This window comes from Oharaeibacter diazotrophicus, assembly GCF_004362745.1.
In the GTDB taxonomy this organism is placed as follows: Bacteria; Pseudomonadota; Alphaproteobacteria; order Rhizobiales; family Pleomorphomonadaceae; genus Oharaeibacter; species Oharaeibacter diazotrophicus.
In genome coordinates this window covers 288,772-309,255 of the sequence record NZ_SNXY01000007.1, presented here as the reverse complement: position 1 = coordinate 309,255, position 20,484 = coordinate 288,772, and the positions used below count along the sequence as shown (strand labels likewise).

Below are 20,484 nucleotides of genomic sequence, written 5' to 3'. Positions count from 1 at the left end.
ATGGGGGTCTATCATCTCACCGAGGAGCACGGCGCCGGCATGGGCGTCGGTGTCGACGCGACCGAGAACGTCACGGTCGGGACCGGCGCGTCGATCGTGGTCGCGGTCGCAGCGGCGATCGCGCTGCTGCTGACCGTGCTGGTCGCCACGCTGTCGACCGTGGTCGGCGCCAGCGCCGCGCCGACCGCCGTCGGCACCGTCCCGGCGGTGTCGGAACTGTTCACGACGGTCGACGCGCCGTCGCGTCCGGTGGCCGCCGCCTATCGCATCACCGACCTCGCGCCGCCGCGCGACGGCACCTTCGCCGTGGTCTCGCGTGCCGCGGACCGCGACAGCGTCGCCCCGCTCGTGCTCGGCGGCCTGATGGTGATGACTGCCGCGGCCGCCGCCGCGACGCTGCGCAGCCTCGGCGCCGCCGTCGGCGCGGTGCCGCGCGCCCGCCGCTCCGGCACCGAGCATCGCCGCCGCGGCTGACGCGACCACGTTGCCGGACCGCGCCGGCCGGGGCACACTCGGCGGGCGCGCCGGCCACCGACGCCGCGGCGCGACGGAGCGGAACCGACGTGACGCGACGCAGCCTTCTCGGCGGCCTGTCCGCCCTGGTGACCACGGGCCTCGCGGCGATCGCCATCCGCGGCCGCGACCGGGTCATGACCGACCTCTTCGGCGATCCCGACACCGGCCCCTTCGACTTCGCCCACCCGATCCGCACCGGCTGGCCCAACGACGCCCTCGCCTGCCCGCCCGGGGAATGCGCCGACGCCGCCCCGGACATCGCGACCACCCCCTCGACCCGGCCGGCCGCCGACGTTCTCGCCGACCTCCGCCGCCTCGTCGCGGCCCTGCCCGGCGCCGTCGTCGTCGAGGACGTCCCGGCCGAGGGCCGGTTCCGCGCGGTGGTGCGCACGCCGCTGCTGCGCTTTCCCGATACCGTCTCGGTGCGCGTCGCAGCCCTCGCGGACGGCCGCACCGGCGTATGGATCTATTCGCGCAGCAAGGTCGGCTCGGCCGACCTCGGCACCAACCGCCGCCGCCTCGCCGGCCTTCTGGCCGGTCTCGTCGCCGACCGATCCACCGAGGGCGCGCCGCCGTAGACTCGTTTCGGACGATCGCGCGCCGCGCCGCCCGCGCGGGATTTTTCGTCCGGCCGACCGAACCCTTCGCGGGCTCGCGCGTTCACGGTGGAACGTGCCGAATTCCAGCCTGGACGGAGGCGGGGACGGCATCATGGGGAGGAGGTCGCGGGCGATGGCCGACCTTGAGGGACTGCGCATTCTCGTGGTTGAGGACGAGGCGTTGATCGCGATGGCGCTCGAGGACATCCTCCTCGATCTCGGCTGCGTCGTGGTCGGTCCGGCGGCGTCGGTCGAGGCGGCGCTGCAACTGGTCGACGGTCCGCTCGACGGCGCACTGCTCGACGTCAACGTCAAGGGCACGCTGATCTATCCGGTCGCGGAGAAGCTCGCCGCGCGCGGCGTTCCGGTGGCGCTGTGCTCGGGCTACGCGCTGACCTCCGCGATCCCGCCGCCCTACGATCGCTGGCCCCAGATCGCCAAGCCCTACAACCCCGCCATGGTCCGCGGCACGATGGAGCGGGCGTTCCTCGCCGGCACCGCCGTCGATCCGGCCGCCTGAGCCGGGAGGCTCTCCCGTCCTCGCAGTCAGCGCCGCCGGGACAGCCGGCGGGCGTTGGCGGCGACGGTCTTGTAGCCGGGCGCGAGCGCCGCGTCGGCGATGGTCAGCATGTCGGAGACCAGCGTGTCGGCCGTGACGGCGCCGGTGGCGGCGCGCAGCGACAGGGCGTGGCAGGCCGCGCCCGCGCCGACGGCGCCGAGCGCGACGGCCGCGACCTTCTCCGTCCAGGCCCGCTGCCATTCCACCATCGTCCCGAAGTCGGGCGCGGCGAACAGCAGCGGCATCCGGAAGGTCAGCGTCGTCGCGGTGTCGACACCCGCCTTGACGGCCGCAGCGGTGGTGCGGCCGAGGGCGATGGCGGGATCGTGACGGGACATGCGCGAACTCCGGACCGCTGGCGAGTCGGCGGGGTGCCGACCTCCGTGGTCTTCCCAACCGACTTTCCCCGCATGAACGCGGCACTTCAAGCGATGGTTCGGCCTCCGTTGGTCGAAGGCGGCGAAGCGTCGCGCAATTCTCCGCGACCATTGCGCGGGACGCACGGGGTCCACCGCACTTGACCGCGTGCGGCGGCGGGGCCAGCGTGGCGGCGTTTCGACTCCGGGGACCTTGAACCCCCGCGACCATCGAGGACGCCATGCCGACCCGCCGTTCCGTGCTCGCCGCCGCCTGCGGCGCGGGCGCGCTCCTCGCCGCCCCCTTCCGCCCCGCCCGCGCCGAGGGCCGCCCGCCCGGCGCCCCCGCCGAACCCCGTCCGGGGCGCACCGTCGACCTCGTGCTCGACGCCGCCGAGCGTCCGCAGGCGCTGCCCTGCTTCGCCGGCAAGCCGCTGCCGCTGTGGACCTTCTCGGCGGACACGGCCCTGCCGATCGTCCGGCTCGGGCTCGGCGATCGCCTGCGCACCCGCCTCGTCAACGGCCTGACCCGGCCGGGCGAGCACCTCGCCATCCACTGGCACGGCCTGCGCGTCCCGATCGCGCAGGACGGCGTGCCTTACATCTCGCAGCGGCCCGTCGAGCCGGGGGGGACCTGCGACTACGACTTCGTGCCGCCGGACACCGGTAGCTTCTTCTTCCACACCCACTGCAACACCGTGGAGCAGCTCGGCCGCGGCCTCGCCGGCCTCTTGATCGTCGAGGGCGACGAGACCGAGCCCTACGACGGCGAGCTGGTGCTGGCGGTGCGCGACTGGCGGATCGGCGAGGACGGCGGCTTCCTGCCGTTCCTCACCGACACCGGCGCCGGCAACGCCGGCAGCTTCGGCACCGTGCGCAGCACCAACGGCGAGGCCGCCGCCCGCTTCGAGGTGCCGGCCGGTGCCGACGTCCGGATCCGCCTCTACAACGTCGACCCCACCCGCATCCTCGAGGTCGGCGTCGAGGGCGCCGAGGCGGCGGTGGTGGCGATCGACGGCCACGCGGTCGTGCCCTTCCCGCTCGCGACGTGGCGGATGGGCACGGCGATGCGCATCGACCTCGTGCTGCGCACCCCCGCCGACGGCGCCAGCGTCCGCCTGATCGACTGGCGCGTCGCCGAACCCTGGACGATCGCGACCCTGGTCGCGCGCGGCGCGCCGAAGCGCCGGGGCGCCTTCGACCCGGCGCCGCTCCGGGCCTCGCGGGTGCCGGAGCCCGACCTCCGGGGCGCCGAGACGCTGCGCTTCGAGTTCGCCTCCACGGCCGCCGCCGCCGCGGTCGCCGCCACCGACGAGCGCTTCCCGGGGATCGACGACCTCTGCCTGTCCGACCGGACCTTCTGGTCGATCAACAAGACGACGTGGCCGGCCGACGGCCACCACGCCCTGCCGCCGCCGCTGGCGGTGCTGCGCCGCGGCGCCACCTACGTGTTCGAGCTCTCGAACATCTCCAAGCAGTTCCACCCGATCCACTTCCACGGCTTCGCCTGGCGCTTCCTGTCGTCGGACCGCCAGGAGCTGCCGCCCCACCTCGCCGACACCGTGCTCTTGGTGCCGCGCGAGAAGCGCCGCGTCGCCTTCGTCGCCGACGCCCCCGGCGACTGGATGTTCCACTGCCACCTGATCGAGCACCAGGAGACCGGCATGATGGGCTACGTCCGGGTGGTTTGAGGCGGGAACGGCCGGCCGTGCGCCGCGATCGTTCACCCGTGGTTGACGGTCCGTCCCGCCCTACGGTGTTTGCCGGACCGGGCGGAACGGCCGATATAGGGGATCGAAGCGGCGGACCGGCCCCGGCCCGCCCGAGGGGAGATCTCCCATGGACCTGCAGCTCGGCGGCATCCACCACCTGACCGCCATCACCGCGGACGCCCAGGCGAACGTGCGCTTCTACACCGACGTGCTCGGCATGCGGCTCGTCAAGAAGACCGTCAACCAGGACGACACCAGCGCCTACCACCTGTTCTACGGCGACGGCGAAGCGAGCCCCGGCTCGGACATCACCTTCTTCGAGTGGCCGGTGCCGCCCGCCCGGCGCGGCACCCGCTCGATCGTGCGCACCGGCTTCCGCGTCGGCGCGGATTCCCTGCCCTATTGGCGCGACCGGCTCCGGGCCGCCGGCGTCGACACCTCCGACGTCAAGACGGTCGACGGCCGCGCCACCCTCGCCTTCGAGGATCCCGAAGGCCAGCGTCTGACGCTCTACGACGACGGCGGCGCCTACGCGGTGCATCCGTGGGCGAAGAGCCCGGTGCCGGCCGAGCACCAGATCCGCGGCCTCGGTCCGATCACCATTTCGGTGCCCGACGTCGGCCCGACCGCGACCGTGCTGACGCAGGTGATGAACATGCGGGCGGTCCGTCACTACCGCTCGCCGCACGACGTCGCCCGCACCGTCCACGTCTTCGAGATGGGCGAGGGCGGCGCCGCGGCGGAACTGCACGTCGCCGTCGAGCCGGGCGCGCCGGTCGCACGCGAAGGTGCGGGCGGGGTCCACCACGTCGCCTTCCGCACGCCGGACTACGACGGCCTCGCCGCCTGGACCGAACGGGTGCAGGGCTTCCGGGTGCCGAACTCGGGCGAGGTCGAGCGCTTCTACTTCCGCTCGCTCTACTTCCGCGAGCCGAACGGCGTGCTGTTCGAGATCGCGACCGACATCCCGGGCTTCTCGGCCGACGAGCCGATGGAGACCCTCGGCGAGAAGCTGTCGCTGCCGCCCTTCCTCGAAGGGCGCCGGGCGGCGATCGAACGCGGCCTCAAGCCGGTCTGAAGGAGGTTCGAGATGACCACCGTCACCACCACCCGCGGCCGCGCCCCCCACGCCGGCCAGCGCGTCCACGCCACCGGCGCCGCGCTCGGCACCGCGCCGGTCGCGATGATCCTGCTGCACGGCCGCGGTGCCACCGCCCGCGACATCCTGATGCTGGCCGGCGCCTTCGAGCGCGAGGACGTCAGCTATCTCGCGCCGCAGGCGGCGGGCCATCAGTGGTACCCGCTGCGCTTCGTCGAGCCGACCGCGCGCAACGAGCCGGCGCTGTCGGCCGCCCTCGCGGTCGTCGACGACCTCGTCGCCGACGTCGCGGCGGCCGGCGTGCCGCCCGAGCGCACCGTCGTGCTCGGCTTCAGCCAGGGCGCCTGCCTCGCCACCGAATACGCCGCCCGGCGGCCGCGCCGCTACGGCGGGATCGTCGGCCTCTCCGGCGGGCTGATCGGCAGCGACGCCGAGGTGACCGCCCACGCCGGCGACCTCGCCGGCACGCCGGTGATACTCGGCTGCAGCGACGTCGATTCCCACATCCCGCTGACGCGGGTGAAGGCGACGTCGAAGGTGCTGGCGGGTCTCGGGGCCGACGTCGACGAGACGATCTACCCGGGCATGGGCCACGGCATCGTCGAGGACGAGGTGCGGCGCGTGCGCGCACTGCTCGACGCCCTGGCGCGCACCGCCTGACCGATCCGCCTCGTGCTTTCGTAGGAAACGGCCGCCGGGCCTCGAAACCCGGCGGCCGTTTTCCGCGTATCGGAAGCATGGTCGGCGGGGGCGGCGGCGACGGGCGACACCGTGCCGCTGACCCGGGCGGCCAAAAGCGTCTAAGCAGGACGCGAAGGGCTCGCGTGCCCCGCTCCGCGGGCACGGGGGCACCCGCGCGGCGCGATCCGACGGATCGTCCGGGCGCCGAACGGCGCGCGACGCCGTCGTGAAAGCCACGGCGCAGCGCGCCGTCGTGGACTACGGTGTCGGCCGATTCCGGTTTCCCTCGACCGGATCGGCGGACCAGGGGGCTCCGGTCCGCGAGGGTCGGAGCCCCCGCTTCGCGCCCTCCCCGCTCGCCCCGTCCCCGCTTCGCGTTCCCCCTGTCACGTTCCGTGATGGATCCATGGCAGGATGCAAGCCTCGCAACGGAGGCGACCATGGCCCGTATCGACATCCTGCTGATCGACGCCTTCGCCGACTGGGAGGCCGCGCCGCTCGCCGCCGCGGCCCGGTCGGATCTCGGCGACACCGTCCGGGTGATGACGCCGGACGGCGGCCGCGTCACGTCGATGGGCGGTCTCACCGCCGTCCCCGACCTCGCCGCGACCGACTGGCGCGCCGAGGACGCCGACGCGCTGATCGTCGTGGGGTCGCCGGTGTGGATGACGCCGGAGGCGCCCGACGTCGGCGACCTCCTCCGGCGCGCCGTCGCCGCCGACCTCGTGGTCGGCGCCATCTGCGGCGCGACGTTGGCGCCGGCGCGCGCCGGCCTGCTCGACGACCGCGCGCACACCAGCAACGACGCCGCCTTCCTCGCCGAACAGGGCGGCGACTACGCCGGCACCGCGCTCTACGTCGAGACGCCCGCGGCGGTGACGGGCGGGCGGCTGGTCACAGCGCCGGGCAGCGCCCCGGTCACCTTCGCGGTCGCCGTGCTGTCGCTGCTGCACCCCGAGCGCGCCGCCTACATCCAAGAGCTGCGCACCATGAGCGCGCGGGAGTTCGAGGGCTGAAATGGGGAGGCGTCACTCGTCGGCAGGAATCAGCGGACCGGCGTAGACCGGGGCGCCCGAGGGCTCGCCGGTCGGCGAGCCGCCCGGCGGCTCGACCGTGATCGCGAACAGGCCCTTGGCCGGGATCGGCCCGGCCTTCTCGCCCGAGATGGTGACGACCGCCGCCTTCGGGTCGACGAGCCCGAGCGAGCGCGGCTTGCCGCCGTCCGGGATGACCCAGAGTTCGAGGCTGCGGCCCGCCGGCTGTTCGGCGGCGACCGGGCGGACCGTGACGACGCCGCGGCCGGTGTCGACGTCGACGATCAGCGCCGGCAGCGAGGCGTCGCGGTTGACGACGGCGACGTAGCGCCCGCCGGCCGGCAGGGTGCCGAGCCACTGCGGCAGCCGGTCGACCACCGCCAGCGCGGCGAGACCGGCGGCGAGCGCGCCGAACACCACCGCGGTGGCACGCCAGCGCCGGACCCGGGCGGCGAGGTCGACCACCTCGGCGACCGGCCCGACCGGCGCGCCGACCCGGTCGGCCGGATCGACCCGCGGCACCACCGCCTCGGCGCCCACGGCGGCGCGGATCTTCGGCCAGACCCGGTCCGGCGGCGTCACCGCGGCCGCCTCGGCATCGAGCGGGGCAAGACGGTCCTGCCAGTCGCGCACGGCGCGGGCGAAGGCGGGGTCGGCCTCGATCCGGGCCGCCGCGGCGGCGCGCTCGGCGTCCGGCAGGGTGCCGAGCACGTATTCCGCCGCCGCCATGTCGCGATCGTCCGCCGTCATGATGCTTCCAGACAATCCTTGAGCCGGGCGAGCGCCCGGTGCAGCCAGGTCTTGATCGTGCCGACGGGGCGGCCGAAGCGCTCCGCCAGTTCCTCGCGCGACAGGCCGTCCCGGTAGGCCAGCAGCACGCAGTCGCGCTGCTCGGCCTCGAGCCGGCCGAGGCAGGTGCGGAGCGCCTCGCGGTCGCCCGGGTCGACGGCGAGCGCCGTCTCGTCGGGCACCGCGGCGAGCGCGTCCTCGTCGCCGTCCGGCGAGATCCGGGCGTCGAGCGCCCGCCGCCGCCGCACCGCGTCGATCGCCGCGTTGCGCGCGATCGACGCCATCCAGGTGATCGGACGGCCACTCGCCGCCTCGTAGCGGGGCGCGTATCGCCAGATCCTGACGAAGGTCTCCTGTAGCACGTCCTCGGCACTCGCCCGGTCGCGGGAGATACGGAGCACGATACCGAAGAGTTTCGCCGACGCCGCCGCGTAGAGCCGCTCGAAGGCGGCGCGGTCGCCGGCGGCGACGCGCCGGATCAGAGCCTCGAGATCGGGCGTCGCCGAGACGATCGCGTTTCCTGTCACGGTTCCTCCGGCTCCCCCTCCCCACCCCGGCGCGACGCCCCGGGATGGACCCCCGCCCGCCATCCTGGTACGGAGCCGGCGGACGGGCAACCCCGGCTCGACGCGGCTATACGCAGCGGCGCACGCGCCGGTTTCGGGAGGACGGGACATGACGACGCGCATCGTGGTGGCGGGCTCGACCGGCTGGGTCGGCCGCGAACTGGTCAAGGCGATCGCCGCCGCGCCGGATCTCGCGCTCGCCGGCGCCGTCTCGCGCAAGGCGGCCGGCGTCGACGCCGGCGTCGCCGCGGGCATCGCGGCGCTCGGGCTGACCGTGGTCGCGACCGTCGAGGAGGCGCTCACAGCGCCGTCCGACGTGGTGATCGACTACACCCATCCGGGCAGCGTCAAGGCGCACGCCCTCGCCGCCCTCGGCGCCGGCCGCCGCGTCGTCGTCGGTACCTCCGGGCTCACCGCCGACGACTACGCCGAGATCGACGCCGCCGCCACCGCCGCCGGCGTCGGCGCCTTCGCCGCCGGCAACTACTCGGTCACCGCCGCGCTGCTCTTGCGCTTCGCGCTCGAGGCCGCCCGCCACGTCGCCGACGTCGAGGTGATCGACTACGCCTACGAGGGCAAGCCGGACGCGCCGTCGGGCACCGCCCGCGAGCTCGCCGAGAAGCTCGCCGACGCCCGCCGGCCGGGCACGCAGAAGCCGCTCGACGCCGTCCGCGGCCCGCGCGAGGCCTACGGCGCCGAGATCGGCGGCACCCGCGTCCACTCGGTCCGCCTGCCGGGCTTCGTGCTCTCGGCCGAGGCGCTGTTCGGCGCGCCGGGCGAGCGGCTGACGATCCGCCACGACGCCGGCAGTTCCGCGGCGCCCTATGTCGGCGGCACCCTGCTCGCCGCCCGCAAGGTCGGCGGCTGGACCGGCCTTCGCCGCGGCATGGACGGCCTGCTCGGCTGATCCGAAGCCGACTAACCGATCACCTTCGCCACCTCGAGGAATTACCCGTCCGTCGCCGGTTCCGACCGGCGGCGGGCGGGGGCGGCGCGGGCGATCGCGAAGCCGGCGAGCATGGCGGCGACGAACACCAGTGCCCCCGGCGCGCCGAGCGGCACCGCCACGATCGCCGGGCCCGGACAGAAGCCCGACAGGCCCCAGCCGACGCCGAACAGCGCGGCGCCGCCGACGAGGCGGGCGTCGACGGGGGCGCGCGGCGGCAGGTGGAAGCCGTCGTCGAACAGCGGCCGGCCGCGCCGGCGCACCAGCCGGAAGCCCGGCAGCGCCACCGCGATCGCCCCGGCCATCACGAAGGCGAGGCTCGGGTCGAAGTCATCGGAAACGTCGAGGAAGGCCAGCACCTTGGCCGGGTCGGCCATGCCGGAGAGGCAGAGGCCGAGGCCGAACAGGAGGCCGGCGGCGAAGGCGGCGAGCGCGCGCATCTGCCGGCCCCTCACGCGAGATGGCGGACGAGGAAGACAGTCGCGACCGCGACGGCCATGAACACGGGCGTCGCCACCAGCGAGCGCGGCGACAGCAGCGCCAGCCCGCAGACGCCGTGGCCGCTGGTGCAGCCCGAACCGACCACCGTGCCGATCCCGACCGCGAGCCCGGCGAGCGCCATCACCGCGAGGTCGCCCGACACCGTCTGCGCCGGCGGCGCGCCGGTCGCGAGCCACCAGACCAATGGCGCGGCGAGGAGCCCGGCGACGAACGCTATCCGACAGGCGCGCGCCGCCGCCGGCCAGGGCGGCAGCAGGCGCGAGACGATCCCGCTGACGCCGGCGATCCGGCCCTCGGCGGCGAGCAGCAGCACCGCCGACAGGCCGATCGCCATACCGCCGAGGAGGGACGAGACGGGGGTGAAATCGGACAACCGCGGCTCCGGCACGGACTTGAGGACGCCCATGACTAGGGTCGTTCGCGCCGGCCGGCAACCGCATCCGCGCCCCCGCCGCCCGGCGGCATCAGCGCGCGCCGCGCCGCCGTCGTGACGGCCGCGGTGAGCGCCCGCAGCGAGGCCGCCGGGAGGCGCGCGACGGTCCAGTGCAGATCGACGTCGAGCGAGCGGCCGGGCGCGATGTCGACGAGGCGGCCGGCGGCGAGATGCGGCGCGGCGAGCGCAGCCGGCTGCATGCCCCAGGCGAGGCCGGCGAGCGCGAGGTCGAGGAAGGCGTGGGTGGAGGGCACCCAGTGCACCGGACCGGTCGGCGCCACGCCGACGGCGGCGGCGGCCCAGCGCGCCTGGAGATCGTCGCGGCGGTCGAACCGCAGCTGCGGCGCCGACGCCATCGCCTCGGCGGTGGCGCCGGCGGGGAAGTGGCGGGCGGCGAAGTCCGGGGCGGCGCAGGCGGCGTAGCGCAGCGTGCCGAGCGGCAGCGTACGGCAGCCCGGCACCGGCCCGGCATCGGCGGTGACCGCGGCGACCACCTCGCCGCCGCGCAGCCGCTCGGCGGTGTGGCCCTCGTCGTCGAGCGTCAGGTCGAGCGTCGCCGCCGCGGCACGCCCGAAGGCGGCGGCGGCCGCGGGGAACCAGGTCGCGAGGCTGTCGGCATTGACCGCGACCCTGAGCGTCGGCGGCGCCTCGCCGGCGGCGCGGGCGCCGAGCGCGGGCGCGAGGTCGGCTTCCATCAGGCGGACGCGGTCGAGATGGCCGACCAGGGCGCGGCCGAGCTCGGTCGCCCGGCAGGGCTGGCCGCGCACCACCAGGATGGCGCCGAGGCGCTCCTCGAGGCCGCGGACGCGCTGCGACACCGCCGAGGGCGTGATGGCGAGCGCCGCGGCGGCGCGCTCGAAACTGCCCTCGCGGATCACGGCGGCGACGGCGGCGGCGGCGGGATAGTCGATCATGAATGAAGTTCTGCTTCATCCAAGTGAGGAGAACAAGTTCGACTTCGCCGACGGCACACGGCATGGAAGCGCCATGACGTTCACCCTCGCCCCCTTCCTCGCCGGTTTCGCGCTCTCCGCCGCCCTGATCGTGGCGATCGGTGCGCAGAACCTGTTCGTCCTGCGCCAGGGCCTCCGGCGCGAACACGTCGGCCCGATCGTGCTGTTCTGCGGCCTCGCCGACGCGACGCTGATCGTCCTCGGCGTCGGCGGCGCGGGGGCGGCGCTCGCCGCGCTGCCGCAGCTGACGCTGCTGCTCGCCCTCGCCGGCGCGGGCTTCCTCGGCTGGCACGGCATCGCCGCCTTCCGCCGGATGGCGCGGCCGGCGGGTGCGACGGTGTCAGCCGCCGACGGCGGCGGCTCGCTCGGCGCCGCGCTGGCGGCGACCGCCGGCTTCACCTTCCTCAACCCGCACGTCTATCTCGACACCGTGCTCCTGATGGGTGCCGCCGGCTCGGCGCAGGCGGCGCCGGACCGGCCCGCCTTCGTGATCGGCGCGGCCGCCGCGAGCTTCGCCTGGTTCACCGCGCTCGGCTACGGCGCCCGCCTCGCCGGGCCGCTGTTCGCCCGGCCCGCCGCCTGGCGCGTGCTCGACGCGGTGGTCGGCACGGTGATGCTGGCGCTCGCCGCCTCGCTGCTCGCCGCCGCCTTCGGTCCCGGCGGATGAACCGATCCCCGCGTCAGCGCCGGTAGGGCGCGAACCAGCCGAGGCCGTCCACGGTGTGGCCGCGCGGGTTGTACTCGCAGCCGACGTGGCCGGCGTAGCCGAGCCGGTCGAGTTCGGCGAACAGGAAGCGATGGTCGAGCTCGCCGTCGTCCGGCTCGTTGCGGGCGGGCACGCCGGCGACCTGGACGTGGCCGGTGATCGGCAGCAGCGCGCGGAGCGCCATGGCGACGTCGCCATGCAGGATCTGGCGGTGGTAGACGTCGAACTGGAGCTTGAGGTTGGGAAGGCCGAGGTCGCGGATCAGCGCGACGGCGTGGCCGTAGTCGTCGAGGAAATAGCCCGGCATGTTGCGCCGGTTGATCGGCTCCAGGAGGAGGTCGACGCCGCGTTCGCCGAGCCGCGTGGCGACGTGCTCGACCGACCGGCGGTAGGCCGACACCGCCGCCGGGTCGCTCCGCTCGCCGATCCCGGCCATCAGGTGGACCCGGCCGACGCCGGTGGCCGCGACGTAGGGCAACGCCCGCTCGAGCCCGGCGGCGACGTCGTCGAAGCGGCCGGGCACGGCGGCGAGGCCGCGCTCGCCGGCGGCCCAGTCGCCCGGCGGCAGGTTGAACAGCACCTGGACGAGGCCGTGGCGGGCGAGCCGCTCGGCGATCGCCTCGGGCGGATGGTCGTAGGGGAACAGGAACTCGACGGCGCGAAAGCCGGCGTCGGCCGCCGCGGCGAAGCGGTCGAGGAACGGCCGGTCGGTGAAGAGCGTCGAGAGATTGGCGGCGAAGGCGGGCATCGGCGGCTCCGGCGGCGGATCGTGGCGGCGACCATAGCCGCGGCCGTGCCGCTGGGATACCGAGCGCGGCGCCGCAGCCGGAGGGCCGACCTTCGCGAGCGCGGCGTCAGCCGCCGTATTCGGCGTCCGTGACGTGCTCCAGCCAGTCGACGGCACGGCCGTCGAGGCTCTCCTGGACCGCCACGTGGGTCATCGCCGTGGTCGGCGCGGCGCCGTGCCAGTGCTTCTCGCCGGGCGGGAACCAGACGACGTCGCCGGGGCGGATCTCCTCGACCGGCCCACCCGCGCGCTGCACCCGGCCGCAGCCGGAGACGACGATCAGGACCTGCCCGAGCGGATGGGTGTGCCAGGCGGTGCGGGCGCCGGGCTCGAAGGTGACGGTGTTGCCCGCGGCCCGCGCCGGCGCGGTGGCGGGGAACAGCGGATCGATCCTGACCCGCCCGGTGAACCAGGCCGCCGGCCCCTCCGTGGACGGCCGGCTGCCCGCACGCACGATTTCCATGGCCTTGGGTCTCCTCGCGATTTCCGTCTCGGGCGGGGTTCAGTTCCGGAACGCGGCGAGCAGCGTAGCCAGCTCCACCGCGTTGCGCACGCCCATCTTCTCGAAAACGCGGGCGCGGTGGACCTCGACCGTGCGCATCGACACCCCGAGCGTGTCGGCGATCTGCTTGTTGAGCTCGCCGCGGACGAGATGGTCGAGCACCTCGCGTTCGCGCAGCGTCAGGCCGGCGAGCATCTGCTCGATGCTCTCGCGCCGCTGCACCACCGAGGACGCGGCCGCGGCGCTGTGCAGCGCCTCGACCGCGCGGTCGACCAGGGCGTTGTCGTCGAAGGGCTTCTCGATGAAGTCGAAGGCGCCCTTCTTCAGCGCCTCGACCGCGATCGGCACGTCGGCGTGACCGGTGAGGAACAACACGGGCAAGCGGCTGCCCGCGGCACGCAGCCGTTCGAAGGTCTCGAGGCCGGAGATGCCGCCGAGGCGGATGTCGAGCACTACGCAGGCGCAACCCGCGGCCGGGCCGCCCGCCAGGAACTCCTCGCCGCCGGCCCAGGCCCGCGTGGCGATCGCGCGCGAGGCGAACAGGAAGACGAGGCTGTCGCGGATGGCCGGGTCGTCGTCGACGACGTGGACGATCGCGCCGGGCGGCGGGGCGGGCTCTCGATCGGTCATGCGGCGACGTCCTCGACGAGAACCGGCAGGGCGACGGTGAACACCGTGCCGCCACCCGGGCGCGGCCGGTGCTGCAGCCGGCCGCGGTGCAGTTCCACGATGGTGCGGCAGATGTTGAGGCCGATGCCCATGCCGTCGGCCTTGGTGGAGACGAAGGCGTCGAACAGGCGGTCGGCGACCGCCGGGTCGATGCCGGGGCCGCGGTCGGCGACCTCGAGCGCGACCTCGGCGCCATCCCGCGCCAGCGTGACGGTGAGCACCCGACGGTCCGCCGGCACCGCCGCCATCGCCTCGGCGCCGTTGCGCACGAGGTTGAGCAGCACCTGCTCGACCAGGATGCGGTCGGCCCTGACCGGCGGCAGGTCCGGCTCCAGCTCCGCGTCGATCCGGAGCCCGGCGGTGCGGGCGTCGATCGAGGCGAAGGCGATCGTCTCGCGCACGACGTCGGCGAGGTCGACCGGGCCGAAGCGCGGTTCGCGCTTCTTCACGAAGTCCTGGATGCGGCGGATGATGCCGCCGGCGCGCTGCGCCTGGGCGGACAGCTTCTCGAGCGCCCCCTCGATGGCGGCGCGCTCGGCCTCGCCGCGGCGGATCAGGTTGAGCGAGCCGGCGGCGTAGCTCGAAATCGCCGCCAGCGGCTGGTTGAGCTCGTGGGCGAGCGAGGTCGCCATCTCGCCGAGGGTGACCAGACGGGCCGAGCGCTGCAGGCTCTCGGCCTGACGCTGGGCGAAGGCGGCGGCCGCCTTGCGCTCGGTGATGTCGATGATCGAGCCCATCCAGCCACGCACGGTGCCGTCGCCGTCGACCAGCGGCGCCTCGTAGAGCAGGGCGTCGAACACGCTGCCGTCGGCGCGACGGAACCGGGTCTCCCAGCTGGTCGGCTTCAGTTCGCCGTGGATCTGGGCGTCGTGGCGGGCCCTGGTGGCGTCGAGTTCGTCCGGCAGCCAGTAGGGCATCGGCGGGTCGCGGCCGACGAGGGCCTCGGCGGGGTGGCCGACCATCCGGCAGAAGGCCGGGTTGACGTAGAGGATACGGCCGTTCGGGTCGCGCGCCCGCATGCCGACGGTCAGGCTGTCCTCCATGGCGCGGCGGAACGCGGTCTCGGTCCTGAGCTTCTGCTCGGTCAGCCGGCGCCGCGCCACGTGGCGCTGCAGCAGCACCAGCGACAGGATCGCCAGCGCCGACAGGCCGGCGACGGCGGCGTAGAGCGCGTAGCCGGCCCGGTCGCCGGCGGCGCGGTAGGGCGCGACGGCGAGCTCGGTGCCGCGCAGCGGCGGATCGAACGAGATGCGGTGGACGACGTCGCGGTCGGACGGCTCGACCCGCGCCTTCTCGGTGAGGATGCGGCCCGAACTGTCGACGAGGCGCACGGCGTAGCGCTCGGCGATCCACCACGGCACGTAGCGCTTGACGAGGCCCGAGACCGAGACCACCGCGACGACGGCGCCGCGCCCGTCCGCGCCCTCCGGCACCGCGACGGCGAGGTCGACCGTGAGCTGGCCGCCCTCGCCGCGGCGGAGGTCCCCGTAGACCGGCCGGGCCGAGAAGCTGGCGCGGCGGGCGAGGTCCGGCAGGCGCGCCGGCAGCGCGCCGGCGTCGACCAGGTCCGGCACCGCGGCGCGGACGTCGCCGTCGGCCTCGATCCAAGCGACCGCGGTCACCTCCGGGTTGTTGGCGACGATCAGGCGCGCCCGCTCGCGGAAACGCGCCGGCGAGGCCTCGGGCGCGGCGACGTCGATGGCGAGGCGGGCGACGGAATCCTCGTCGGTAGCGAGCTGGAAGCGCAGCGTCTGCTCGACCCAGAGCGCGTCCGAGATCAAGGCGGTGCGGGCGCGCTCGCGGTCCTCGCCGTCGAGGAAGGCGACGATCAGCGCCAGCACGGCGATCAGCAGCAGGATCGCCACCACCGGCATCGCCGAGAGCACGGTGTCGCGCCAGCGCGCCGTCGCCGGCAGCGGCTCGAGATCGTGGTCGATGATCGGCGTACGCTCGCCAATCAAGGTGTCCGGGCTCCTCCCTGCCGGACGGGACCGGCCCGTCCGCCTCCGCCTCTCCCCGGGCTTCGGAAATCCACAATAGCGGCAGCGGGCACGGCGACACTAGTAGTTCCTCCACGCCGGCGCGGAGGAGCGCCCGGCCGTTTCGGAGGAAACCCCATGATTTCCCGTCGTACCGCGACGTCCCTCGTCTCCGCCGGCATGCTGGCGCTGTTCACCGCCCTCGGTGCAGCCGCCGCCTCCGCCGAGGAGATCGTCATCAAGTTCAGCCACGTGGTGGCGCCGAACACGCCGAAGGGCAAGGCCGCCGACAAGTTCAAGGAGCTTGCCGAGAAGTACACGGACGGCAAGGTCAAGGTCGAGGTCTACCCGAACTCGCAGCTCTACAAGGACAAGGAAGAGCTCGAAGCGCTCCAGCTCGGCGCCGTGCAGATGCTGGCGCCTTCGCTCGCCAAGTTCGGCCCGCTCGGCATCAAGCAGTTCGAGGTGTTCGACCTGCCGTTCCTGTTCAAGGATTACGACGCGCTCCACAAGGTCACCTACGGCGAAGCCGGCGCGGAGATGCTGAAGCTGCTCGAGGCCAAGGGCATCACCGGTCTCGCCTACTGGGACAACGGCTTCAAGGTGATGAGCGCCAATTCGCCGCTGCACACGCCCGACGACTTCCTCGGCCTGAAGATGCGCATCCAGTCGTCCAAGGTGCTCGAGGCAGAGATGAACGCCCTCGGCGCGGTGCCGCAGGTGATGGCCTTCTCCGAGGTCTATCAGGCGCTGCAGACCGGCGTCGTCGACGGCACCGAGAACCCGCCGTCGAACATGTTCACCCAGAAGATGCACGAAGTGCAGAAGAACGCCACGATCTCCAACCACGGCTATCTCGGCTATGCGGTGATCGTGAACAAGAAGTTCTGGGACGACCTGCCGGCCGACGTCCGCGGCGAGCTCGAGAAGGCGCTGAAGGAGGCCACCGAATACGGCAACGGCATCGCCCGGGCCGAGAACGAGGCCGCCCTGAAGGCGATGATCGACAGCGGCAAGACCGAGTTCATCGAGCTGACGGCGGAAGAGCGTCAGGCCTGGGTCGACGCCATGAAGCCGGTCTACGAGGAATCGGCCGAGCGTATCGGCGCCGACCTGATCGCGAAGATCCAGGCCGCCGCCAACGGCGGCTGACGAACCGGTCCTGCGAGGGTGCGTCGGCTCCGGCCGGCGCGCCCTCCGGACCCGGCCGAAAGACCCGCGCCCGTTCGGCGCGCGGCGGCGGCCGGCCATCCGCGTCGTCCGGCCCACACCCGCGCAAGGCGTCGCCCGGTCCGGCCGCCTGGCGCAGGGCGACGCGGATGGTCGACCTCCGCCGCACCGACCGACGATGTTCCGGCGACGGGCTCCGACGAGCCGGCGTCGCTCGTTCCCCTCCCCCGCCCCTCCCAACCGTCGAGGCCCGCCATGCTCCGGCTTCTCGACCGCCTCGAGGAGGTCCTCATCGCCACGCTGATCGCGGCGGCGACGACGATCATCTTCGCCTCGGTGGTCCACCGCTATTCGCTCGGCATGATCGCCGACGTCGTCGCCTACGGCCGTTCGGCCGGCATGCCCTGGCTGTCCGACGGCGCCAAGTCGGCCTATTTCGGCCTGCGTTCCGTCAACCTGATCTGGGCGCAGGAACTCTGCATCATCCTGTTCGTCTGGATGGCGAAGTTCGGCGCTGCCTACGGCGTGCGCACCGGCGTCCACGTCGGCATCGACGTCGTGATCAACAAGCTCGACACGCCGAAGCGTCGCCTGTTCATCCTGTTCGGCCTTTGCGCCGGCGCCCTCTTCACCGGCATCATCGGCAGCCTCGGCGCCAACTTCGTCTGGCACATGGCCCACACCGACGCCATCTCGCCCGACCTCGGCCTGCCGATGTGGATCGTCTACCTCGCGATCCCGCTCGGCTCCTATCTGATGTGCTTCCGCTTCCTCCAGGTCGCCGCCGCCTTCCTGCGCACCGGCGAACTGCCGCACCACGACCACGGCCACGTCGACGGCGTCGACGAGGATCCGGTCGGCTACGCCGTCACCCACAGCCCGCTGACGCCGAAGGACGACTGATCCCATGAACGCCTCGCTCATCTTCGGCGGTCTCGTCGCCCTCATGCTCACCGGCATGCCGATCTCGATCGCGCTCGGCCTGACGGTGCTGGTCTTCCTCTTCACCATGACCGCCGTGCCGATCGACACGGTGGCGCTCAAGCTGTTCACCGGCATCGAGAAGTTCGAGATCATGGCGATCCCGTTCTTCATCCTCGCCGGCAACTTCCTGACGCACGGCGGCGTCGCCCGCCGCATGATCAACTTCGCGACGTCGATGGTCGGGCATTGGCACGGCGGCCTCGGCCTCGCCGGCGTCATCGCCTGCGCGCTGTTCGCGGCGGTGTCCGGCTCCTCCCCCGCCACCGTGGTGGCGATCGGCGCCATCCTGCTGCCGGCCATGGTCAAGCAGGGCTTCCCACCGCGCTTCGGCGCCGGCGTCATCACCACCTCGGGCGCGCTCGGCATCCTGATCCCGCCGTCGATCGTGATGGTGATGTACGCGGTCGCGACCTCGGGCATGACGGTGACCGGTCCGGACGGGCAGGTCGTCTCGGCCGCCTCGGTCGGCCAGCTCTTCATGGCCGGCGTGATCCCGGGCCTGATGCTCGCCACCCTGCTCGGTGCCACCACCTGGTACCGCGCGTGGAAGAACGGCTATCCGCGGATGCCGCGCGCCTCGTGGGCCGAGCGCTGGACGTCCTTCCGCAAGGCCTTCTGGGGCCTCGCCCTGATCGTGATCGTGATCGGCGGCATCTACACGGGCGCCTTCACGCCGACCGAGGCGGCGGCGATGAGCGCGGTTTACGCCTTCGTCATCGCGGTGTTCGTCTACAAGGACCTGAAGCTGTCCGACATCCCGAACGTGCTGCTCGCCTCGGCGAACGTCTCGGCGATGCTGCTCTACATCATCACCAACGCCGTGCTGTTCTCCTTCCTGATGACCCACGAGGGCATCCCGCAGGCGCTCGGCGACTGGATGGTCTCCTCGGGCCTGTCCTGGTGGATGTTCCTGATCGCGGTGAACATCATCCTGCTCGCCGCCGGCAACTTCATGGAGCCGTCGTCGATCGTCCTGATCATGGCGCCGATCCTGTTCCCGGTGGCGGTCAAGCTCGGCATCGACCCGGTGCACTTCGGCATCATGATCGTGGTCAACATGGAGGTCGGCATGTGCCACCCGCCGGTCGGCCTCAACCTCTACGTCGCCTCCGGCATCACCCGCATGGGCATCACGGAGCTGACGGTGGCGGTGATGCCCTGGCTGATGACGATGCTCGGCTTCCTGCTGCTCGTCACCTACGTGCCGGAGATCTCGCTGTTCCTGCCGCGCCTGCTCGGCATGATGTGAGACGCCCCGCGCGCGGCCCCCGCCGCGCGCCGGTGTCCAGCCGCCGAGGCGCCATCGCCAGCCTCCGCACCGCGCGAAGCGGAAAGGCTCCCGACCACCCGGCCGGGAGCCTTTTCGCCATTCGGGCGGACTTGGATCCGGTTCCCGCCGGGCGGAGGAGTGGTGCCCGCGGTCGGCCACGGTGCAGCCCTCGCGAGGATCGTCGAGCCCTCGGACGGGATCGCCGCGACGGGAAAGGCATGAGGGAAAGAACAGGACGAAGAGCGGTCCCGGCCGTGTCGGCGGGCGGGACGACCGGCGGCGAGTTCACGGGGCAGCGAGCAACAGGGTCGCCCGAACCTCGCGCACGGAGGTTTGGGAAAAGACCGAAAAGCCGTGAAAAATCAGCATGCCGGCCGATAAGATGGCGCTCCCTAGGGGACTCGAACCCCTGTTTTCGCCGTGAGAGGGCGACGTCCTAGACCGCTAGACGAAGGGAGCGTCGGCGCGGTGATTGCGTGGGCGGGGATATAGCCTCGCCGCCGGACGGGCGCAAGCGGAAAATGAGACGGTGCCGTGACATCGCCGCGGGGCGCATCGGTCGGTGGCCGGAACGCGGCGGGGGCCCGGGGTTTTCGAGGATGCAACGCGGGCGGTTGGCCTGGGGGCGCGCGCCGGGCGGACTCGGCGGCGCCTCGGGCGGTCGGCCGCGCGGCGCTCGAGGCGCCGCGATTCGGGCATGGTGCGCCGCGGCGCGCGACTCGCGTGCCGCGGCACCGAGTGCCTATTCGGCGGCCGCGGCGGTCGGTGCGACGGCCGGGCGGCCGTCGTGTTCGCCGCGCGGGGCGACGCCGTTGGTGAGGATGTAGTCGATGCCGAACAGGACGTCGTCGAGATGGGGACGGGCGAAGGGCATGGTCTGAACCTCACCGCCGAACAGCGTGCCGTTCGGGCGCACGAGGAACATCGCCGGCTCGACGAAGAACTCCGGCTCCTCGAGGCCGCGCGAGGACATTCCGCGACCGCGCGAGAGATAGAGCCCCCAGGCCTTGGCCTGATCGATCGTGAGGCCGTAGCAGAGCGTCAGCTCCTCGATGCCCCACTCCACGGCAGTGCGCTCGGCGCGCTCGCGGGTGTCGGCCGATACGGCGAGGACCCGCACGCCGCGGCGCCGGAAATCCTCGTACTTGGCTTCGAGCTCCTTCAACTGGTGCATGCAGAAGGGGCAGTGCAGCCCGCGATAGAACAGCACCAGCACGAAGTTCTTCGGCTTCTGGTCGCAGAGGCGCCAGCACGGTCCGCCGACCGTATCCACCAGCAACGGCGGTACGGGCTCCCCGGGCTTGAGACGCGCGAACTCGGACATCGTGAAATCGACCTCTCCATGAACGGCAGGATGTTCACGCCGGAAACTGGACCCTAGTCCATCACAGTTTAAGAACGCCCGTCATCACGATTCGCTGAGCACTCCCGCCCGTCCGAACGCGCGTGCCACACGGTCGCGCGAGCGCGCCGCGATCACGGCTCCGCCCCGCCGCGGCCCCTCGGGAAATCGTGCTCACGGAAGGCCCGCCGGCGACGGCGCCGTCGCGGTCGGCCCGTGATCGGGCGGACCGGGCCGGATCACGGCAACGTGCGCCGGCGGACGAAAAAAGGGCGGACGACCCGCCGGCCGCCCGCCCTCTTCCGATGTCGTCGTCTCGGCGACGCGGTGC

At 73.3% G+C, this 20,484-nt stretch carries 23 protein-coding genes and 1 tRNA gene; 12 read left to right on the top strand and 12 right to left on the bottom strand.

Annotation, left to right across the window (positions count from 1 at the left end; all coding sequences use genetic code 11):
- From EDD54_RS09970 to EDD54_RS09960, 3 genes are all read left to right on the top strand, one after another.
- Nucleotides 1–474: a hypothetical protein gene (locus EDD54_RS09970; RefSeq protein ID WP_126541024.1), complete on the top strand. Its 474-nt coding sequence runs from the start codon at nucleotides 1–3 to the stop codon at nucleotides 472–474.
- Between the two features lie 89 nt (nucleotides 475–563).
- Entirely contained in the window at nucleotides 564–1,094 is a 531-nt protein-coding gene (locus EDD54_RS09965; RefSeq protein WP_126541023.1) for a DUF1499 domain-containing protein, read from the top strand.
- A 154-nt stretch (nucleotides 1,095–1,248) separates the two neighbouring features.
- Entirely contained in the window at nucleotides 1,249–1,635 is a 387-nt protein-coding gene (locus tag EDD54_RS09960) for a response regulator (protein WP_207620653.1), read from the top strand.
- Nucleotides 1,636–1,661: 26 nt separating this feature from the next.
- Here EDD54_RS09960 and EDD54_RS09955 read toward each other — a convergent pair whose 3' ends face one another.
- Nucleotides 1,662–2,012: a hypothetical protein gene (locus EDD54_RS09955; protein WP_126541022.1), complete on the bottom strand. Its 351-nt coding sequence runs from the start codon at nucleotides 2,010–2,012 to the stop codon at nucleotides 1,662–1,664.
- A gap of 260 nt (nucleotides 2,013–2,272) precedes the next feature.
- On the opposite strand from EDD54_RS09955, the gene EDD54_RS09950 reads away from it, so the two are divergent.
- The 4 genes from EDD54_RS09950 (at nucleotide 2,273) to EDD54_RS09935 (ending at nucleotide 6,538) form a co-directional block, all read left to right on the top strand.
- Complete coding sequence (locus EDD54_RS09950; protein ID WP_126541021.1) at nucleotides 2,273–3,721, top strand: multicopper oxidase family protein; 1,449 nt, start codon at nucleotides 2,273–2,275, stop codon at nucleotides 3,719–3,721.
- A 148-nt stretch (nucleotides 3,722–3,869) separates the two neighbouring features.
- Entirely contained in the window at nucleotides 3,870–4,820 is a 951-nt protein-coding gene (locus EDD54_RS09945; RefSeq protein ID WP_126541020.1) for a ring-cleaving dioxygenase, read from the top strand.
- A gap of 12 nt (nucleotides 4,821–4,832) precedes the next feature.
- Entirely contained in the window at nucleotides 4,833–5,501 is a 669-nt protein-coding gene (locus EDD54_RS09940; RefSeq protein ID WP_126541019.1) for an alpha/beta hydrolase, read from the top strand.
- A gap of 461 nt (nucleotides 5,502–5,962) precedes the next feature.
- Nucleotides 5,963–6,538: a DJ-1/PfpI family protein gene (locus EDD54_RS09935; protein WP_165644844.1), complete on the top strand. Its 576-nt coding sequence runs from the start codon at nucleotides 5,963–5,965 to the stop codon at nucleotides 6,536–6,538.
- A 12-nt stretch (nucleotides 6,539–6,550) separates the two neighbouring features.
- Here the strand turns inward: EDD54_RS09935 and EDD54_RS09930 are convergent, their stop codons facing one another.
- Together EDD54_RS09930 and EDD54_RS09925 are read right to left on the bottom strand one after the other, a co-directional pair.
- Nucleotides 6,551–7,306, bottom strand: coding sequence for an anti-sigma factor (locus tag EDD54_RS09930; protein ID WP_126541017.1), 756 nt, complete (start codon nucleotides 7,304–7,306; stop codon nucleotides 6,551–6,553).
- On the bottom strand, nucleotides 7,303–7,872 hold the full coding sequence (locus EDD54_RS09925) for a sigma-70 family RNA polymerase sigma factor (RefSeq protein ID WP_245515717.1): 570 nt from the start codon (nucleotides 7,870–7,872) through the stop codon (nucleotides 7,303–7,305). The genes EDD54_RS09930 and EDD54_RS09925 overlap by 4 nt, the downstream gene beginning before the upstream one ends.
- A 148-nt stretch (nucleotides 7,873–8,020) precedes the next feature.
- Here EDD54_RS09925 and dapB point away from each other — a divergent pair, with 148 nt between their 5' ends.
- On the top strand, nucleotides 8,021–8,818 hold the full coding sequence (gene dapB / locus EDD54_RS09920) for a 4-hydroxy-tetrahydrodipicolinate reductase (protein WP_126541015.1): 798 nt from the start codon (nucleotides 8,021–8,023) through the stop codon (nucleotides 8,816–8,818).
- Nucleotides 8,819–8,859: 41 nt separating this feature from the next.
- Here the strand turns inward: dapB and EDD54_RS09915 are convergent, their stop codons facing one another.
- From EDD54_RS09915 to EDD54_RS09905, 3 genes are read right to left on the bottom strand one after another with little or no spacing between them, the layout of a single operon-like run.
- Entirely contained in the window at nucleotides 8,860–9,297 is a 438-nt protein-coding gene (locus EDD54_RS09915; protein ID WP_126541014.1) for a DUF6691 family protein, read from the bottom strand.
- An 11-nt stretch (nucleotides 9,298–9,308) separates the two neighbouring features.
- Nucleotides 9,309–9,731, bottom strand: coding sequence for a YeeE/YedE family protein (locus EDD54_RS09910; protein WP_126541013.1), 423 nt, complete (start codon nucleotides 9,729–9,731; stop codon nucleotides 9,309–9,311).
- Between the two features lie 35 nt (nucleotides 9,732–9,766).
- Nucleotides 9,767–10,705, bottom strand: coding sequence for an ArgP/LysG family DNA-binding transcriptional regulator (locus EDD54_RS09905; protein WP_126541012.1), 939 nt, complete (start codon nucleotides 10,703–10,705; stop codon nucleotides 9,767–9,769).
- A 73-nt stretch (nucleotides 10,706–10,778) separates the two neighbouring features.
- Between EDD54_RS09905 and EDD54_RS09900 the strand changes: the two genes are divergently transcribed.
- Nucleotides 10,779–11,411, top strand: coding sequence for a LysE/ArgO family amino acid transporter (locus tag EDD54_RS09900; RefSeq protein WP_126541011.1), 633 nt, complete (start codon nucleotides 10,779–10,781; stop codon nucleotides 11,409–11,411).
- Between the two features lie 13 nt (nucleotides 11,412–11,424).
- Here the strand turns inward: EDD54_RS09900 and otnI are convergent, their stop codons facing one another.
- The 4 genes from otnI to EDD54_RS09880 form a co-directional block, all read right to left on the bottom strand.
- Complete coding sequence (gene otnI / locus EDD54_RS09895) at nucleotides 11,425–12,198, bottom strand: 2-oxo-tetronate isomerase (RefSeq protein WP_126541010.1); 774 nt, start codon at nucleotides 12,196–12,198, stop codon at nucleotides 11,425–11,427.
- A gap of 106 nt (nucleotides 12,199–12,304) precedes the next feature.
- Nucleotides 12,305–12,700, bottom strand: a complete 396-nt coding sequence (locus EDD54_RS09890; RefSeq protein ID WP_126541009.1) for a (R)-mandelonitrile lyase — start codon at nucleotides 12,698–12,700, stop codon at nucleotides 12,305–12,307.
- A 39-nt stretch (nucleotides 12,701–12,739) separates the two neighbouring features.
- Nucleotides 12,740–13,369 (bottom strand): response regulator transcription factor, encoded by a 630-nt coding sequence (locus tag EDD54_RS09885; protein ID WP_126541008.1) that lies wholly within the window; start codon nucleotides 13,367–13,369, stop codon nucleotides 12,740–12,742.
- Nucleotides 13,366–15,369, bottom strand: a complete 2,004-nt coding sequence (locus EDD54_RS09880) for a PAS domain S-box protein (protein ID WP_208112175.1) — start codon at nucleotides 15,367–15,369, stop codon at nucleotides 13,366–13,368. The genes EDD54_RS09885 and EDD54_RS09880 overlap by 4 nt, the downstream gene beginning before the upstream one ends.
- A 156-nt stretch (nucleotides 15,370–15,525) precedes the next feature.
- Here EDD54_RS09880 and EDD54_RS09875 point away from each other — a divergent pair, with 156 nt between their 5' ends.
- The 3 genes from EDD54_RS09875 to EDD54_RS09865 all read left to right on the top strand — a co-directional run bounded on the left by EDD54_RS09875 (nucleotide 15,526) and on the right by EDD54_RS09865 (nucleotide 18,790).
- Nucleotides 15,526–16,539, top strand: a complete 1,014-nt coding sequence (locus EDD54_RS09875) for a TRAP transporter substrate-binding protein (protein ID WP_126541007.1) — start codon at nucleotides 15,526–15,528, stop codon at nucleotides 16,537–16,539.
- A gap of 273 nt (nucleotides 16,540–16,812) precedes the next feature.
- Nucleotides 16,813–17,460: a TRAP transporter small permease gene (locus EDD54_RS09870; RefSeq protein ID WP_126541006.1), complete on the top strand. Its 648-nt coding sequence runs from the start codon at nucleotides 16,813–16,815 to the stop codon at nucleotides 17,458–17,460.
- 4 nt (nucleotides 17,461–17,464) lie between these two features.
- A complete protein-coding gene (locus EDD54_RS09865; RefSeq protein WP_126541005.1) occupies nucleotides 17,465–18,790 on the top strand; it encodes a TRAP transporter large permease in 1,326 nt (441 codons plus the stop codon).
- Nucleotides 18,791–19,194: 404 nt separating this feature from the next.
- Here the strand turns inward: EDD54_RS09865 and EDD54_RS09860 are convergent.
- A tRNA-Glu gene (locus EDD54_RS09860) sits at nucleotides 19,195–19,270 on the bottom strand.
- Between the two features lie 283 nt (nucleotides 19,271–19,553).
- Nucleotides 19,554–20,135: a redoxin domain-containing protein gene (locus tag EDD54_RS09855; RefSeq protein WP_126541004.1), complete on the bottom strand. Its 582-nt coding sequence runs from the start codon at nucleotides 20,133–20,135 to the stop codon at nucleotides 19,554–19,556.
- Nucleotides 20,136–20,484: the final 349 nt, after the last annotated feature.

Bases quoted from the DNA above. Each gene is read 5' to 3' on its own strand.
- EDD54_RS09970 (WP_126541024.1), top strand. From the start codon at position 1: ATGGGGGTCTATCATCTCACCGAGGAGCACGGCGCCGGCATGGGCGTC.
- EDD54_RS09960 (WP_207620653.1), top strand. From the start codon at position 1,249: ATGGCCGACCTTGAGGGACTGCGCATTCTCGTGGTTGAGGACGAGGCG.
- EDD54_RS09955 (WP_126541022.1), bottom strand. From the start codon at position 2,012: ATGTCCCGTCACGATCCCGCCATCGCCCTCGGCCGCACCACCGCTGCG.
- EDD54_RS09950 (WP_126541021.1), top strand. From the start codon at position 2,273: ATGCCGACCCGCCGTTCCGTGCTCGCCGCCGCCTGCGGCGCGGGCGCG.
- EDD54_RS09945 (WP_126541020.1), top strand. From the start codon at position 3,870: ATGGACCTGCAGCTCGGCGGCATCCACCACCTGACCGCCATCACCGCG.
- EDD54_RS09940 (WP_126541019.1), top strand. From the start codon at position 4,833: ATGACCACCGTCACCACCACCCGCGGCCGCGCCCCCCACGCCGGCCAG.
- EDD54_RS09935 (WP_165644844.1), top strand. From the start codon at position 5,963: ATGGCCCGTATCGACATCCTGCTGATCGACGCCTTCGCCGACTGGGAG.
- EDD54_RS09930 (WP_126541017.1), bottom strand. From the start codon at position 7,306: ATGACGGCGGACGATCGCGACATGGCGGCGGCGGAATACGTGCTCGGC.
- dapB (WP_126541015.1), top strand. From the start codon at position 8,021: ATGACGACGCGCATCGTGGTGGCGGGCTCGACCGGCTGGGTCGGCCGC.
- EDD54_RS09915 (WP_126541014.1), bottom strand. From the start codon at position 9,297: ATGCGCGCGCTCGCCGCCTTCGCCGCCGGCCTCCTGTTCGGCCTCGGC.
- EDD54_RS09905 (WP_126541012.1), bottom strand. From the start codon at position 10,705: ATGATCGACTATCCCGCCGCCGCCGCCGTCGCCGCCGTGATCCGCGAG.
- EDD54_RS09900 (WP_126541011.1), top strand. From the start codon at position 10,779: ATGACGTTCACCCTCGCCCCCTTCCTCGCCGGTTTCGCGCTCTCCGCC.
- otnI (WP_126541010.1), bottom strand. From the start codon at position 12,198: ATGCCCGCCTTCGCCGCCAATCTCTCGACGCTCTTCACCGACCGGCCG.
- EDD54_RS09890 (WP_126541009.1), bottom strand. From the start codon at position 12,700: ATGGAAATCGTGCGTGCGGGCAGCCGGCCGTCCACGGAGGGGCCGGCG.
- EDD54_RS09885 (WP_126541008.1), bottom strand. From the start codon at position 13,369: ATGACCGATCGAGAGCCCGCCCCGCCGCCCGGCGCGATCGTCCACGTC.
- EDD54_RS09875 (WP_126541007.1), top strand. From the start codon at position 15,526: ATGATTTCCCGTCGTACCGCGACGTCCCTCGTCTCCGCCGGCATGCTG.
- EDD54_RS09870 (WP_126541006.1), top strand. From the start codon at position 16,813: ATGCTCCGGCTTCTCGACCGCCTCGAGGAGGTCCTCATCGCCACGCTG.
- EDD54_RS09865 (WP_126541005.1), top strand. From the start codon at position 17,465: ATGAACGCCTCGCTCATCTTCGGCGGTCTCGTCGCCCTCATGCTCACC.
- EDD54_RS09855 (WP_126541004.1), bottom strand. From the start codon at position 20,135: ATGTCCGAGTTCGCGCGTCTCAAGCCCGGGGAGCCCGTACCGCCGTTG.